The organism is Providencia sp., from assembly GCF_003533305.1.
Taxonomy (GTDB): domain Bacteria; phylum Pseudomonadota; class Gammaproteobacteria; order Enterobacterales; family Enterobacteriaceae; genus Providencia.
This window is the reverse complement of the sequence record NZ_DOEH01000027.1, coordinates 15,059-30,742: the sequence shown is the minus strand read 5'-3', so window position 1 is coordinate 30,742 and position 15,684 is coordinate 15,059. Positions and strand designations below refer to the sequence as shown.

The 15,684-nt window shown below is 40.7% G+C and carries 12 protein-coding genes; 7 read left to right on the top strand and 5 right to left on the bottom strand.

Translation table 11 applies throughout. The features are described from left to right. Positions 1-150: 150 nt before the first annotated feature. From DD649_RS17385 to DD649_RS17375, 3 genes are all read right to left on the bottom strand, one after another. Positions 151-1,434 (bottom strand): cytotoxic necrotizing factor Rho-activating domain-containing protein, encoded by a 1,284-nt coding sequence (locus DD649_RS17385; RefSeq protein WP_294109904.1) that lies wholly within the window; start codon positions 1,432-1,434, stop codon positions 151-153. A 415-nt stretch (positions 1,435-1,849) separates the two neighbouring features. Continuing rightward, positions 1,850-2,845 (bottom strand): XdhC family protein, encoded by a 996-nt coding sequence (locus DD649_RS17380; protein ID WP_294109901.1) that lies wholly within the window; start codon positions 2,843-2,845, stop codon positions 1,850-1,852. 9 nt (positions 2,846-2,854) lie between these two features. Next, positions 2,855-3,418, bottom strand: coding sequence for a nucleotidyltransferase family protein (locus DD649_RS17375; protein ID WP_294109899.1), 564 nt, complete (start codon positions 3,416-3,418; stop codon positions 2,855-2,857). Between the two features lie 325 nt (positions 3,419-3,743). On the opposite strand from DD649_RS17375, the gene DD649_RS17370 reads away from it, so the two are divergent. The 3 genes from DD649_RS17370 to DD649_RS17360 are packed head-to-tail and all read left to right on the top strand — an operon-like array spanning position 3,744 to position 8,319. Beyond that, positions 3,744-6,539, top strand: a complete 2,796-nt coding sequence (locus DD649_RS17370; protein ID WP_336431003.1) for a molybdopterin cofactor-binding domain-containing protein — start codon at positions 3,744-3,746, stop codon at positions 6,537-6,539. Continuing rightward, positions 6,536-7,087, top strand: a complete 552-nt coding sequence (locus tag DD649_RS17365; protein WP_336431002.1) for a (2Fe-2S)-binding protein — start codon at positions 6,536-6,538, stop codon at positions 7,085-7,087. The genes DD649_RS17370 and DD649_RS17365 overlap by 4 nt, the downstream gene beginning before the upstream one ends. Further along, entirely contained in the window at positions 7,084-8,319 is a 1,236-nt protein-coding gene (locus tag DD649_RS17360) for a cytochrome c (protein WP_294109892.1), read from the top strand. Before DD649_RS17365 ends, DD649_RS17360 begins: the two co-directional genes overlap by 4 nt. Before the next feature lie 44 nt (positions 8,320-8,363). On the opposite strand, the gene DD649_RS17355 is transcribed toward DD649_RS17360, so the two are convergent. Next, the gene (locus DD649_RS17355; protein WP_294109890.1) at positions 8,364-8,924 is read right to left on the bottom strand and encodes a DedA family protein; all 561 of its coding nucleotides are present in this window, start codon (positions 8,922-8,924) and stop codon (positions 8,364-8,366) included. 433 nt (positions 8,925-9,357) lie between these two features. Here DD649_RS17355 and DD649_RS17350 point away from each other — a divergent pair, with 433 nt between their 5' ends. The 3 genes from DD649_RS17350 to DD649_RS17340 are packed head-to-tail and all read left to right on the top strand — an operon-like array spanning position 9,358 to position 14,192. After that, on the top strand, positions 9,358-12,276 hold the full coding sequence (locus DD649_RS17350) for a molybdopterin cofactor-binding domain-containing protein (protein ID WP_336431001.1): 2,919 nt from the start codon (positions 9,358-9,360) through the stop codon (positions 12,274-12,276). Continuing rightward, a complete protein-coding gene (locus tag DD649_RS17345) occupies positions 12,273-12,839 on the top strand; it encodes a (2Fe-2S)-binding protein (protein ID WP_294109887.1) in 567 nt (188 codons plus the stop codon). The genes DD649_RS17350 and DD649_RS17345 overlap by 4 nt, the downstream gene beginning before the upstream one ends. 12 nt (positions 12,840-12,851) lie before the next feature. Then, positions 12,852-14,192, top strand: a complete 1,341-nt coding sequence (locus tag DD649_RS17340; RefSeq protein ID WP_294109885.1) for a cytochrome c — start codon at positions 12,852-12,854, stop codon at positions 14,190-14,192. Positions 14,193-14,327: 135 nt separating this feature from the next. Here the strand turns inward: DD649_RS17340 and DD649_RS17335 are convergent, their stop codons facing one another. Continuing rightward, positions 14,328-14,720, bottom strand: coding sequence for a nuclear transport factor 2 family protein (locus tag DD649_RS17335; RefSeq protein WP_294109883.1), 393 nt, complete (start codon positions 14,718-14,720; stop codon positions 14,328-14,330). 44 nt (positions 14,721-14,764) lie between these two features. Here DD649_RS17335 and DD649_RS17330 point away from each other — a divergent pair, with 44 nt between their 5' ends. After that, positions 14,765-15,535, top strand: a complete 771-nt coding sequence (locus tag DD649_RS17330; RefSeq protein WP_294109881.1) for an AraC family transcriptional regulator — start codon at positions 14,765-14,767, stop codon at positions 15,533-15,535. The last annotated feature ends 149 nt before the right edge of the window (positions 15,536-15,684 follow it).

Here is a 15,684-nt window from a genome sequence, read left to right as displayed (position 1 = left end):
GCTCTATATAAAAATAAGTGATATCGCTAGCTAGATGAAACGATAGTGCTATATTTTCAATATAATTCAGTGCTCATTCACATTTAACACTACTTTTATTTTATATATTTAATCATAAAAAATTTTCTGAATTCCATCTACAAGCACTCTCTATAATTTGGTATTACTTTTCAATACCAATATTTCTTTAGAACCAGACATAGCATGTGATAATGATTTGGTTTTTAACGAATTTTTATCAATCGCTATATCATCACTAAGAGAGCTCATTTTAATTACGCCATTGTCATTAGTTAATACCACAATCGCATTCGCGACTCTAACCTCATTTTTACTAATCAGTGTTGATGATTTATTATAGTCAAAAGAAATGACATTTTTTTGACTATTAACATTTTCACCATGCCCACAAAAGGTCATTATTGAATACTCAAAGTTTTCATGAAGATAATCAGTAAGAACTTGATTATTAATTTGACCATCAGTTTTAGTCGATGATCCTGTCATTTTTTTATGACTATCAATTATCGACTTTGAACCATCTATTTCAGTTTCCCATTCTGATTTATTATTTCCTGGTTGCCCGCTATGTAGTGCATAAAAATGTTCATCTTTTATACCAAATACCATAGTACAACCTGAAAGCTCTCCGCTATGAATGAGTAGAGGCTGTTCTGGTTTAAGTTGTGATAAATTAAATCTGAAACCTACGGTTCCACAGTTACCATTATCCAATTGTATGCACTTAAGATTATCACTAAATTCTTGTTTATTATAATAATTACCTATTGGAGTCCCTAATATAATCTCGGCCGATTGAATATTTTTCCCACTATAGACTTCAAGTCCATAAGCAATATCTAAGATATTGTTAGTAAGCTGTTCACTTTCTTTATCAAACCTAACATAATCGCATTCAATTGGTAATTTACTATCCACCACCTTAGTCGATATAATACCTTTTCCAATCAATGGGCTAACATCGCCTTTCATTACTTGAGCTTTATCTTTTAACAATTCACTCTTTTCACTGAGAGTAGTCTCGGTTTCAACACCATTAAATCTTGTTGTATTAGCGAAGTTAATTCTAGCATTCGCTCCTGAATCCGATATCACAACAGATTTATTAACAAGCTCTCTTAGGTTACTACGAGCCACCTTATTAAGGTTAGCATTAACAGAGCTCCGATAATTTTTTTTACTTATGCCTGAAGTTGAACGACTCAATTTACTAATTCCAAGACTAAAATTACTTTGATTACTGCTATTTTTTTTTCGAACACAATAATTAGTATTATTTTTAGTTGATAACGAATTGTTTTTTATCTCATTTATGTTTTTTAAAAACAACGAATTACCATTTTTCTTATACGTAACCAAATTAACATTAGTGCTCTTAATGTTATACAAACCAATCTTATTAAATATACTCATTATGCTTCATCTTGATAATTCATAGCCTGTATGAATATTAAATCATCAAATAAACTAGCCACTATCAAAAAACGATTAATATGTGAAAATTATCGATAAATTCTTGCAAATATTAAAACTACCAAACCACTCGTAATAAACCTAAAAACACTTTCAGTACAAAGAATTACATTTTTTATATCACATTAACTTCAATTTCCCCTAATTAACATTTGGTTTATAAAATTGAATTACAAATAAAGTACTCAACATAATAAACACCCTTGATACCGCGGCTTATATTGAGATGATTACCGATAAATACGATTCGGCAAAGTTAATGGACAGAATTCGTGAATTTAGTACTTATTTGTATTCATCCCAGCGTTAATAAAAGAGCATAGCATCAACCCAATGCTCTTTTTTAATTTATTGATTATTTTGTTATTTTCGATAATCGTTCTGCAAATTTAATGCCATTTTTGCAAGCAACAATATCCGCCATAATAGCCAGCGCAATTTCAGATGGTGTTTTACTACCTATTGGAATGCCAATAGGCGCATGTATCCGGTCAAGTTCACTTATCGACATTCCACCAACCGCTATTAGTCGTTCACGACGGCGATCACTAGTACGCTGTGACCCCATCGCACCGATATAAAATGCTGGGGTATTCACCGCTTCCATTAATGTCAGATCATCGATACGTGGATCATGGGTTAATGACACAATGGCGGTATTCACTGAACAGCTATTTTCTTCTAAGAAACGTGCAGGAAATAGTGAACTCATTTCAACCAAAGGGGAAATTTGCCCTGCAAAACGAGAAAGCTCATCGTTTCGGTGCTCACAAATAATCACCTCAAATCCCAGTGTCAGTGCGAAATCAGCACAGTACAAGCCAACATTAGAGATACCCGCAATGATAAGTCGAGGAGGAGCTGCAATATAAAGTTGAATTGAGTCATTTTGTCGCTCAATTTTTGTGGGATGTTGAGCATCAATCACTTGACTTATTTCCCCACACCGCGGCAAGGTAATTTTTTTAATAATCGCCGTATAGCCCTCAAGTGCTTTTTGTAACTCAAGAAGATAATTGAGAGAAACTGCATTATTTGGCAGGTATTCAATCAAAACATCTAAACTACCATCACAAGGTAAATTCACTTTAGCGTCTACTCCTCCTTGGCCGTAGCGAACCACTTGGCTTTCTTTGAGGTATTCACCTGTTTGTATTCGTTGAATGAAATCCTCTTCAATACATCCCCCAGAAAGCGATCCCGAATACAGGCCGTCACCTTTTGCGACAAGAAGAGAACCCGGACTTCTCGGTGATGAACCATAAGTGCTTAACACGGTACATAGCCAAACGGGTTGTTCTTTAACCCATGTAATGGCTTGCGCTATCACAGAGACATCTTCACGTAACATATTTAAACCTTATTTATTATCAAGCAGAGGATAATCAATATCTTTGACGACACTTTTATCATTTATATTTAATTGATGGGTATAATGATGTTGTAATATTGATTTTGCCCCCTCATCTCCTGATAATTTAATTAATTCTTGCCTATATATTGCAGATATTCCCACAGGGTGTCCCGGTAAACCTTGGTATATAGGCCTCACTAGTGACCATGTTTTTAATTCTTGAGCGACTTGAACAAATAAATCACAACTAATGTAAGGCATGTCTGCTAAATGAATTAGCCATCCATCCCAATCTTGAGTCTTTTTGACGCCTAGCGCAATTGAATCGCCTAGCCCGTCACTATTTAATAATGAATATGGCACATTAAATTGCAAGCAATTGTTTATAACTTCCAGATTATCTGGTCTGGTTATTACATGTACAGGCAATCCGCTCTCGATTGAATTTACCAGTGTTTGTTCAAACACAGTACGCTCTCCCAAAAAGCTATTCAATTTATTTCCATGACCGCCAGCATTTTGAAAACGCTGACTTTTTCCTGCTGCAGTAATTAATATTCCAATTATCATAGTTTACTATTATGCATTAATAGATATTTTGTTTATATTATAAGGGTGCATACTCATCATTATTTAAGCTGCATGGTTGTTGACTGCACTCACCTAGCCGAGTCACATAGTTTATCTATGCCCCCGACTATCATCATTAGTCATCTACATGCACCTCGATTTTTTTGAGTATATATTAAATATTATAATAGTTTTTATTTATTGTTAACCCATTCGAATGATTCGTATTTAGACATTATTTTTTCTGCTACGTTAAATTATTTAAATCGATACTCGTTAGGTTGGTAATAAATTAAAAATAATAAAATAAGTGTAAGGGTATATTATGAGCAAAAGCAATGTCGAATTTACTCGCAGGCATTTTCTTAAGTGTGCTGTTATTGCGGGGATCTCTGTTTATTTAGCCCCTTTGTATAGCCGTGCTTTTGATGTGTTATTTGAAGAGAAAATTCTTCAATCCCCAGACTGGGACCCTGTCGATAAACGCATCAAATTTCGTATCGACGGTTATGCCAAAGTCCAAGGCGAAAAAGTATTTGCACGCGATATTCGAGCTCGCGATATTCCACACTGGCCAAAACAACAAGGCCATGCATTCTTACTTCGCGTAACCCAAGCCGACAAAATTTATACTGGTTTTGATCTCAGTTTACTAAATGATGGTTTGATGCCTGACAGAGTAGTCACAGCCACAGACCTCGAAAAAGACGGTGTCGCCTTCCCTGAATTTTATGGTGATGATTTACTGCTTCCTGCGGGAAAAACACCCGCTTACCTTGGTCAAGCGGTAGCATTACTTATTTATCATGATTTTGCTAAATTTCGTTTCGCTAAAGAAACACTTAAATTTCGTGATGATGTCATTCAATATGGAGCACAAACTGGCCCATTACAGCGCGACCCATGGGGAAGCTATCGCGGTGTACGTATTGGAGATGAAGACCCATATTCACCTGATATATATTCCAGCCTAAAAGATATGCCAATTTCCCCCATTGGTATGAAAAAGCATCTACCCGTATGGCCTGAAGGTCGAGAAGGAGGAAAACTCGATGAAGAAGGCATGTATCATGCAGATCAACTCGCTAAACAGCTTGAAAACCCGCCTGAAGATTGGTTGATCATAAAACGTAATTACTTCTCACAATCTATTGATACAGCAGCGCTTGAGCCCGACAATGCAAATGGCTGGTATGATGCACAAACTCAATCATTCCATCTTGTTGTCCCCACTCAATCACCACAAGAAATTTCAGCGTCTTTACCTGAAATGTTAGCAAAATCGCATTTTCCAATTAAACGCATTTTTTTACACCCTTGCTTTACTGTCGGTTATGGCTCAAAAGACCATACGCCATTTCCTTACTATGGCGCTATGGCGACCCTATATGGTGATGGCGTCCCTATCCGATTGGCTAACGACCGCTATGAACAATTTCAGTCCACCATCAAACGTCATGCGTTTGATATGGACTACACCCTCGCAGTCAATAAGAAAACCCATAAAATTGAAGCTCTTTGCGCCTCATTTGTTGGAGATGGCGGCGGGCGCTGTAACTTTACCCCCTCGGTTGTCATGGTGGGCGCAACGGGCGCACAAGCCATTTATTACATTCCGAGAAGTGACTTATCTGCGGTCGGTATTGCTTCCAGAGCCGTTGATGCAGGATCTGCTCGTGGTTATGGCACATTACAAGCCATGGCTGCCACGGATATGTTGATGGAAGAAGCGGCTAAACTCCTTAAAGCCGATCCGATTGAATTTCGCCTAAAAAACATTATCAAGTCAGGGATGAAAAATACGCAAGGGGCTATCCCTGGCGGTGCAATTCGTGCTGATGAGGTACTCATTCGCTGCGCAGATCATCCAATATGGAAAGATAAAACCACACGAAAATCAGACTATGAAGCGAAACACCCGGGTAAACTATTTGGCACAGGCATTTCCTGTGTTCAAAAAGATTTTGGTACAGGTGCGGAATCTTCATTTGCTCGTGTAGAATTAACGCCAGAAGGTAAAATTGCCATTTATCATAGTGGTGCAGAAATCGGCACTGGGATGTCAACATCTCAGTCGGTTGTATGTGCTAAATGGCTAGGAAAACCAGCAGAAGAAGCGCATTTTTCCGTGGTTGACTGGTCAGTTTTACCTATGGTTTCTAGCGGTAACCCGTTTGCCATGTCCCAAGACGAACAAGACCGTTTAGCGCAAGATCCACTTTGGACACCAAATTATTGTTCTCCGGCAAGTGCCAGTAACTCCGCTTATTATTTCACTCAAAGTACAGAAGAAGCGGCACGTTTAGTCTTTGAGTATGGCCTATGGCCTGCGGCTATGTCGATTTGGCAAGAAGGTATTGGTGGAGGACAAGCAGCACCGTTAGTTGTTCGTCGTGAAGATGCTCGCTGGGTCGATAACGGATTGACAGCTGATGGACTTGAAGTTCTCCCACTTTCTCGCCTCATTGAGCGCACCTTTCAAATGGGTGGATTAACCGGCGCAGTTTGTCACGTATTTAACCGCTGGCAATGGGCGGAGTCTGATTATCAAATTAACGATGAGCTACGCCGTTTACCTATTGATGGTCTCTCATTACGTTTTGCAGGCAAAGAATATCAAGTCTGGAAGCGAGAGAAAGCCTATTACCCCGACACCCAACGCAATAATGCAGGGGTGACTTACTACAGTGCGGTGGCAACCGTATCAGAATTAGCTATCGATACTGCAACAGGAAAAGTTGAGCTCATCGACCACCATAGTGTCGTCGAATGCGGCAACTTAATTGTACCTCAACTCGTTTCAGGACAAATTCAAGGAGGACTAGCAATGGGAATTGGCCATGCACTCCATGAATATTTACCTCTCTATGAAGATGGCCCCGGCAATGGAACATGGAACTTTAACCGTTACCATCTGCCATTAGCCAGTGATGTGGCGGTTTGGAAACAGACCAGCGAAGTGTTACCCGGCTTATCCGAAACCGACCCGCCAAAAGGCGTTGCGGAAGTTGTGATGATCCCCGTGGTTTCATCTATCGTAAATGCCATTGCTGACGCAACTGGACATCATTTCTTGCACCTACCCGTGCGTCCTGAAGACATCTTAGAGGTAATCCAATGAGCTTAAATTTTCTACCACTCACTTTAAATATTAACGGTCAACAATATGGGCCAATGGATGTTCCTGAAGGCTTGATGATGATCGACTTTTTACATGAGTATGTCGACTTAACGGGTTCACGATTGGGCTGTGGGCAAGGTATTTGCCACGCTTGTGTCGTTATCTTAGATAACCCATCAGGTACTAGTGAAGAGATCCGCACCTGTATCACAGGCGCACATTTCTTTAACAATAAAAAAATTCGTACCATCGAAGGTGCTGCAACCAAAGAAAAGGATGGGGAAGTTAAGTTATCCCCTGTTCAGCAAGCGTTTATCGAACATTTTAGTTTTCAATGTGGCTATTGCACCCCCGGTTTTGTGAACGCCGCCACCGTATTTGTTGAGGAATTACAACGTAATCCTATTGCTCAAGAAGATCTGGAAGATGCCATTAAAAAAGCGCTGAACAACCACATTTGCCGCTGTACGGGCTACGTCCGCTATTATGAGGCCGTTCGTGATGTTGTTCTTAGTATGCCGGGTTTGATTAAGGAGGCCATAAAATGATCAAACGTATTTTATTATGGCTAATCGCGATAGCTATTGTGGTTTGGGCGGTGCTCTATTGGTTTGAAAGTCGCACTCCCGATGGCCCTGTGCAAAAAGTCACCGCCTCCGCCCAGGAAATCGAACGTGGTCGCTACTTAACATTAGCAGGAGACTGCGCAGCCTGTCATACCGCTGCCAATGGGGCGCCAATGGCTGGAGGCTATCCCGTCGATACGCCATTTGGTGTAATCTACAGTAGCAATATTACCCCATCCGCTGACTTTGGTATTGGTCGTTGGACAAAAGAAGATTTCCATCGTGCTTTAACGGAAGGTATTTCGCCACCAAGTCGTCACTTATACCCTGCAATGCCTTATACCTCTTATAAAGGCGTCACGCGTGAAGATTCAGATGCCATGTATAGCTATCTGATGAGCCGAAAAGCGATTGATGTTGCGCCTCCTGAAAACTCACTACCTTTCCCGTTTAATCAACGAATGGCAATGATTGGTTGGAACTTACTGTTTTTCAGTGATAAGCCGCTACCTGATAGTTCTCAGGGTAGCTCAGCTGAGTGGATTAGAGGGAAATATTTAGTCAATGTCTTAGAGCATTGTGCTGAATGCCATACACCTCGTGGCATCATGGGGGAAATGGAGCTAGATAAGTTCATGAAAGGTGGCTCATTAGGCCGTTTTACTGCGCCTGATATTACACCAGAAGCTCTTGCTGCAAGAGGATGGACAACCGACGATTTACATCAGTTCTTCATGACGGGTATCACGGCTCAAGGCTCTGCCTATAGCGATATGCACCCTGTGATTTATCTCAGTTCGCAACATTTAACCAGTGATGACAATAAAGCCATCGCCACTTATTTGATGGGTGATACGCCACCTGCAACACTACCTGCTAAATTAGGGTCTGGCAGTGAACAAGGTCGCCAAGTTTACCTTGAATCCTGTTCCGGTTGCCACGCATATGATGGCAGTGGTAAGCCGCATGTGGCTGTCGCAATGAAAGGAAATTCAACGTTACGAGATACTGACAGTACTAACCTGATCAATGTTATTTTAGATGGTTTACCTGAACAGCAATTCCCTAATAATGAAAGTATGCAAAGCATGCCGGGCTTTGCAGGAAAACTTGATGATAAACAAATTGCAGAGTTAGTTAATTTCTTACGTGTTGAATGGGGAGGACAGCCTGCGGATGTGACTCCTGAAAAAATTAAAACACATCGGCAGTAAGTATTGTTAAAAGCGAATAAGGCTTATTGGTTTACTCATAAGCCTTATTTTTTTGATGAACGATATTTTTTCTTAAACCAAAAGAGCAATAACAAAATAAAAATAATCGCTATCATCGCCCATAGAAAATATGAATGAATAGGCAGTCTGAGCACTATAGAGCTAACAAAATAGCCAATTGAGACAATACCGCAGCCCCATATCGCACCACCAAAAATATTTAGCACTAAAAATTTCAACGGATTCACTTTGCTTGCGCCAATAATAATTGGGCCGACAGTTCTCATACCATAAGCAAAACGAATACCGATAATAATCACATTTTCCCGTTGGCGAATAAGTTGCTGCACTCGGGCAATTTTATTTTGATGACGCTTAAAGCGGGGTAAAATACGACTTCCTGAAAATCGGCCAACGAGAAAAAGCACATTGTCGCTCACAATACCGCCGAGCGCGGCAAAAAGCATCGTCCATGAATACGATAACAATTGATTATGCGCCGCTATCCCAGATAAAAATGCCGCCGTCTCACCCTCAATCATTGTGCCGAAGAAGACGGCCCAATAACCATAATCTGTTATCCAACGTGTTAGCTCATCAGTCATTCAGTCATATTTCCTATCAAATTTATTTTTAGCCATTATTTTAATCATCATTTTTCGACTAAATGTCAGTTAAATTCACCCATAAATTTATTTATACATGATAAATAACAATCATTCCGTCTATTCTTTCACTTATTAGCATAATAATATTTCAACTCAATTAGTTTTTTCGATTACCTTTATTCAATTAAAGAAGGTTTATTTAAAATTATTCACTATCTTGCATAAATGACTTTATCATTAACAATATACACATATTATCTGTGGTATATTTTCATCTATAAAAATAGATAAACACGGTCATCTGAGCAATTCGAATAAGAGCATTCAATTTAGTTGAAATATACTTTCAATTAAAACCATAAAAGCTTCATTTTCTATCGCTATCTATTACAAATATAAGTCCAAAAATAATAAATTCTAGGAGTACAAAATGTCGGGACAAATTTCTAGACGAAATCTCATCAAACTAGGCACAATCGCAGGTATTGCGGTCATGGTTGGCCGACTCCCCTTCGCAATCGCCTTGGAAGTAGATTCAGATGCACCATCGACGGGATGGATAGGTCAAGATGGTAAAGCACGTTTCCGCTGGGATGGTATCGAAAAAGTTACAGGACAAAAAAACTTTGCTCGAGATTACCGAGCAAAAGATATTCCAGGCTGGCCTCAAAAACAAAGCTACGCTTTTATGTTAAAAGCCACACAAGCGGATAGAAGCTTTGAAGGAATTGATATTTCAATGTTAGGGCCAAACTTACAGCCCGATCGTATTGTTCTACAAGAAGATCTCATTCGCGATGGACTAAATATTCCCCAAGATACCAGTATGGGAAAAGGCTTTTATGGCTATAATATTTTAGTCCCCAAAGGTGATACATCACCGATCATTGGCCATCCTGTCGCCATCCTTATTTATCATGACTTTGATCGTTATAGTGCAGCTCAACGCATGTTACGTTTTAATACCGATGTGGTGAAATACGGCGCGGTCACGGGCATCAAGCCACTCGCCAATTATGGCGCGGCACGTTATGTGCGTATCGGAGGAGAAACACCACTCTCGCCTTCTATATTTTCACCCTATCAAGACTCTGGTATCAAAGGCGGATTCGATGGCAACACCCCCGTTTGGCCACCTTATGACCCTAAACATGCCATTACCGTTCCCCCCGTCATCCGCAAAGACCGTGGCGGTGGCTTTATTCAAGCACTACACCAAGCCGAAGATAAGCCAGATGCCCAAGAGAAGGGAATGGATTACGCACGACAAATTAATCAAGAAATTGAAGCGGCACGCCAAAATCCAGATAAATTTGTATTAGAGCGTCATGGTTTTTCACAATCTATCGACCCCTGTGCGATGGAACCTGATAACAGTAATACTTGGTATGATGCCAAAACCAAAACATTGCATATTTTGACAGCAACGCAGTCACCTGCTGGCGTTGTTAATGCAGCGGCCGAACTTTCAAAACGCAATAAGCACTTTCCAGTTGAAAATATTATCTTATTAACCGGTTCAACCGTCGGTTATGGCTCTAAAGACTATTCGGTGTTTCCATTCTATGCAATGGTGGCAAGTTTCTACGCTGATGGTCTGCCCGTTCGTATGGCAAACGATCGTTATGAACAATTTCAAATGGGTATGAAACGTCACTCAATTGAAATGGATGTAACCATCATCGGCGATCGAAAGACCGGTAAGTTTGATATATTAAGAGGAACTTACAATTGTAATGGTGGTGGTCGTGAAAACCTTTCCGTTGCAGTTTCTCACGTTGCAGTACGTGGCGCACAATCCATATATTACTTCCCTAAATCTGATTTAACCGCATTAGCCATGGCGACACCCGCCGTAGAAGCAGGCTCGATGCGCGGATTTGGTTCATTGCAATCAATGGCAATTACAGAATTGATGGTGGATGAAATCGCGCATAACCTCAATATCGACCCTATTGAGCTACGCCGTCGAAATGCAATTTTAGAAGGTTACCCGAATACACAAGGCGGTGTTATTGCAGGTGACCCTCGCAATGTAGAAATGCTAAATTTAGTAGAAAAACATCCTCTTTGGCTTAATCGAGATAAAAAGAAAGCTGAATATGATGCTGCAAATCCTGGCAAACTCTATGGTGTTGGTTTTGCTCAAGTCCAACAAGTTTACGGTTCCAGTGGTGTACCAACCATCCTTTCCCTTGAATTCGATGCGCAAGGGCAACTCACTATGCGCCACTGTATGCAAGAAATCGGTACCGGTGGCACAACTGCGCAGCAAGTAATGGTTTGGCAAGCACTGAGTAAGGCGCCAGATGTTGTTGAATTTGGGGTTACTGAATTTGACCAACTGCCATTAAAAACCAGTTGGGCCAATCAGAAAAAACAAGATGAATTAGCAAAAAATGATCCTTATTGGACACCAGCACTCATCCCTGACATGAGCTCATCAAGTGGCGTTTATTATATCGGTTTCGGTACGCGCCAAGCTGGTCGCTTTTTACTTGAAAACTCGCTATGGCCAGCCGCAAAAAGTATCTGGAGTGAAGGCTTAGGTGGCGGGTCATTTAATGGTTTAAATGTTGAGTTTTCGGATATCCGCGTAGGACCTGATGGTATCGGAGGTGGTGGTATGAAGCCAATTCCCTTCAATATATTAGCCAAAAGAGCGCATCAATTAGGTCTCATCACGGGTGTTGCCGTGCATGGCTATTCAAGCTGGCAATGGGCACGAGCAGACTTTGACATTCCAACACTCGGTTTACGTAATCTTCCGCTGGATGCGTTATCTGTTCGATATGGTGATGGCGCGCCTCAAGAGTTGAAAAAACTCATGACAACGGGTGGATATCATTTCATTAAGCGTGAAATTGCTTATTACCCGCCAACACAGCGCGCTAAAGCAGACCCAACAACTGTGACCCCTGCGTCTTGTTTGGTCGAGCTCAACGTGAATACACTTACCGGTGAAGTCGACGTTATGCGACATCATATGATTATGGACCCCGGTACTATGATTGTGCCTGAATTAGTTTCTGGACAAATTCAAGGGGGAACTGCGATGGGTATTGGCCACGCGCTACTTGAAGAGCTACCGTTATATGAAAACGGCCCCGGTGATGGCACATGGAATTTTAATCGTTATGTTGTTCCACGCGCAAAAGATGTCGCTGTCTGGCAGCAAACCATTGATTACTTACCACCACTTTCAGAAACCTCACCACCAAAAGGTATGGCTGAACTTGGGATGATCCCAATATTGCCCGCCACCAGTAATGCATTAACCCATGCAACCGGTAAGCGTTTTTATGAATTCCCAATTACAGTAGAAAAAATCCAAAAGGCACTATCATGAAGATTAAAAATGCCGTTCCTATTATTGAAAAAATGCCATTAAGCTTAACAATCAATGGCAAAAAAATCGGCCCTATTGATGTTCCTGTTGGCATGCCGATGATTGAATTTTTACATGAATATCTTGACTTGACGGGAACTCACTTTGGTTGTGGGCAAGGTATTTGTCACGCCTGCACAGTGATGGAAGTACAAGCGGACGGCACCACTGTTGAAAGTCGTACCTGCATTTTTGGTGCTCACTATTTCAATAATAAAAATATTGTCACTATCGAAGGGCAAGCCAAACTTGATGATCAGGGGAAAGTGGCAGAACTTACACCTATTCAGCAGGCTTTCATTGAGAATTTTTCTTTCCAATGTGGTTACTGTGCCCCCGGTTTTGTTACTGGTGCAACGGTCTTTCTTAACCAACTCAAACACACCCCTGTAAAACGCGAAAATCTAGAACATGCGATAGAAGAAGCCCTAAATGAGCATATTTGTCGTTGTACTGGTTACGTTCGCTACTATGAAGCGGTACGAAAAGTCGCACTCGCTACGCCCGGCTGCGTGATTGACTAAGGGGAACAGAAAATGGTGAGAAATCGTTTAACACGTAAAATCATTTACGCCGTCATAATACTCGGCATTTTATTTATGTTCTCGGTTTTGTTTGGTGTTTTTCGTACGTCTAGCATTGGACCGAACTTAGATAAACCGTTAACGTCAGAAGAAATTGCAAAACTGATCCCTCGCGGTAAAGAGCTTGCTATTGCAGGGGACTGTTTTGGTTGCCATTCCTTACCCGAGGGACCACTAGCAGCAGGGGGGCGCGCCATTGGTACCCCATTCGGCGTTATTTACTCAACTAATATTACACCCGATAAACAATTTGGGATCGGTAATTATACTCGTGCAGATTTTCATCGCGCGCTTAAGGATGGGATAGGTAAAGAGAGAGGCAACCTCTACCCTGCAATGCCTTTTGTTTTCACTCAAATGACAACATCAGAAGACTTAGATGCTCTGTACGCCTACGTCATGACCTTACCTGCCATGCCTATTGCGAATAAAGAAAACACCGGTGTTTTTGTGCTTCCTGTTCGCCCATTTATGAATTTTTGGACCTTACTTAATTTCCCTGACCATAAAGCGCCGGATAACCCACAACGTTCTGCACAGTGGAACCGTGGTGCTTATATTGTTGAAGGCCTTGCCCATTGTGGTGCATGCCATTCCCCACGTAACTTTATGATGGGTGTAGATTTTTCACGCTCACTACAAGGGGGAGAAGAAGCGGGCTTAGCTATTCCAAATATTACCGCACAAGCACTTTCAAACCATGGCTATGATACCGCCTCGCTCAGTCAGTTTTTACAAACAGGCATTTCGCCGCAAGGCTCTTCATTTGCGGACATGAATACAGTAACCCACTTTTCCACCAGCCAAATGGCCACTGAAGATGTCAATGCTGTGGCTATCTATTTGTTAACTGGAGAAGATGGCCAATTACTTGGTGCAAAACCTGCACCGCAGCCGCTGCCAGAAGCGCAAACTCAACAATCAACGAGTACAATCGAACTGACTAGCACAATTGAAAATACTATGGAAACGGGTCGGATGATGTATATGTCAACTTGTGCAGGTTGTCATGGCATTACAGGTGAAGGTGTACCTAACGGCATCCCTGCGCTAAAAGGCAATGCAATATTAGCAATGGATAACCCTGAAACCTTTATTAACGTAGTGTTAACGGGTATCCCGACAACAACGTTTCCAAATGGCCAACGTATGTATGCTATGCCAAGTTTTGCCGATGATTTAAACTCACAAGAAATAGCAGATTTAATCACATGGGCACGTGCTCAATGGGGAGGACAAGCGACTCCTGTCACCGCAGATCAAGTTGATAAACTAAAAAAAGCATCACAATAAAAAATATAGCGCCTCTTTAAGATAATTAAAGAGGCGTCGTTTTAGCTAGCTCAACGTTGAACAAATCGCCCAATAATTGAGTGAATAAGCGGATAAGCATTAGGGAACTTTTAAATAATCATAGATTGGAATAAATTATCGTCTACTCCCAAAATCTCTATCTCCAACCTCTCCACTAATCATCCGAGTTAATTCCTCACAGCGAATAATTCGCCCTAATGATAAAGTGAAACAAGCAAATACTTCAAACTCACTCTGTTCGCTTCCACATTTCTCAACTGATACATAGTGATGCGTAAAAACAGTATTATTTTCAGCAACAATTGACTTAATTTCCACATTCATACGCTTTGTTTGTGATTTAAGTACAGCCATATGCATTAAAAAATCATCATAGTTCAATGAGTTACCATCAACTACTTGTTGGTAATCAGGCGAAAAATATTGAGAGATTTTATTTTCGTCATGCTCAGGACTACTGACAATAATGTTTAATGCATCAATAACTATCTGATTTAAACTTTTCATTTATTTCTCCGTTCTTAAAACATAAATTATAAATGAAAGCCTAGATGGTATATTATCCGTATCAAGACAATATATACGGCCAATCAGCCATTATGATGCAAACAAAAGCATTTGAGTATGAAAGTCAGCATTCAACCCCTTGGCATAAACATGAGCTAGGCCAACTATATTGGCTCAGTCAGGGCATTTTTGTCATTGAAACCGAATGTGCACAATGGACAGTGACACCAGGATCGATAGGTTGGTTTCCTGCTGGCTTGGATCACAGGGCATGGGTTCCTCGGAAAGTCAAAGGTAATAGCCTTTACCTTAAGCCATCCGACTGTATTCAATATCCTTCTCAAGCCGGTATTTATGGCGGAAATTCCTTTATTTTAGCTATGTTAGAGCGAGTGTTGCGAAATAATCATGTATCTTCAAAAGATTACCAAAACAGTCTTTTAAAACTGTTAGGTTATGAAATTTCTCAATGTGCTGAATTACCACTTCAATTAACGCTTCCCTTAGATCGCCGAGCACGCAATGTAGCCAATGAATTACTGAGAAATCCCGCATGTATACTCGATCAAAGCCAATTAGCCAACCAATGGGGAATTAGCGTCCGTAATCTTAGTCGCTTGTTTAGCCAACAAACAGGCCTTAGTTTTAGTCAGTGGCGACAACAAGCCAAAGTAGTCGCATCTCTTCAGTGGGTACTTGCAGGATTACCAATCAGTGAAGTTGCATCACTCAGCGGTTATAGTAACGTCAGCGCTTATATTGAAGTATTTCGGCAACGCTTTGGAAAGACACCAGGTCAATTCAAAGAGGATTAATATTTTAATAGCTTAATTGTTCATTTTTTGGATAAATAATTTAGCAGTTTGTATGCGGTGGAATAATTGATAAATAAAACCAAACGTTCCAAAAAAATTTAAAACGGCACCCCAATTACGTAATAAAAAATTAACATTAAAACACTATG

What these genes read in the sequence shown, in the direction of transcription:
- DD649_RS17350 (WP_336431001.1), top strand. Translation starts at nt 9,358, where the DNA reads ATGTCGGGACAAATTTCTAGACGAAATCTCATCAAACTAGGCACAATC.
- DD649_RS17345 (WP_294109887.1), top strand. Translation starts at nt 12,273, where the DNA reads ATGAAGATTAAAAATGCCGTTCCTATTATTGAAAAAATGCCATTAAGC.
- DD649_RS17355 (WP_294109890.1), bottom strand. Translation starts at nt 8,924, where the DNA reads ATGACTGATGAGCTAACACGTTGGATAACAGATTATGGTTATTGGGCC.
- DD649_RS17385 (WP_294109904.1), bottom strand. Translation starts at nt 1,434, where the DNA reads ATGAGTATATTTAATAAGATTGGTTTGTATAACATTAAGAGCACTAAT.
- DD649_RS17360 (WP_294109892.1), top strand. Translation starts at nt 7,084, where the DNA reads ATGATCAAACGTATTTTATTATGGCTAATCGCGATAGCTATTGTGGTT.
- DD649_RS17330 (WP_294109881.1), top strand. Translation starts at nt 14,765, where the DNA reads ATGGTATATTATCCGTATCAAGACAATATATACGGCCAATCAGCCATT.
- DD649_RS17370 (WP_336431003.1), top strand. Translation starts at nt 3,744, where the DNA reads ATGAGCAAAAGCAATGTCGAATTTACTCGCAGGCATTTTCTTAAGTGT.
- DD649_RS17340 (WP_294109885.1), top strand. Translation starts at nt 12,852, where the DNA reads ATGGTGAGAAATCGTTTAACACGTAAAATCATTTACGCCGTCATAATA.
- DD649_RS17380 (WP_294109901.1), bottom strand. Translation starts at nt 2,845, where the DNA reads ATGTTACGTGAAGATGTCTCTGTGATAGCGCAAGCCATTACATGGGTT.
- DD649_RS17335 (WP_294109883.1), bottom strand. Translation starts at nt 14,720, where the DNA reads ATGAAAAGTTTAAATCAGATAGTTATTGATGCATTAAACATTATTGTC.
- DD649_RS17365 (WP_336431002.1), top strand. Translation starts at nt 6,536, where the DNA reads ATGAGCTTAAATTTTCTACCACTCACTTTAAATATTAACGGTCAACAA.
- DD649_RS17375 (WP_294109899.1), bottom strand. Translation starts at nt 3,418, where the DNA reads ATGATAATTGGAATATTAATTACTGCAGCAGGAAAAAGTCAGCGTTTT.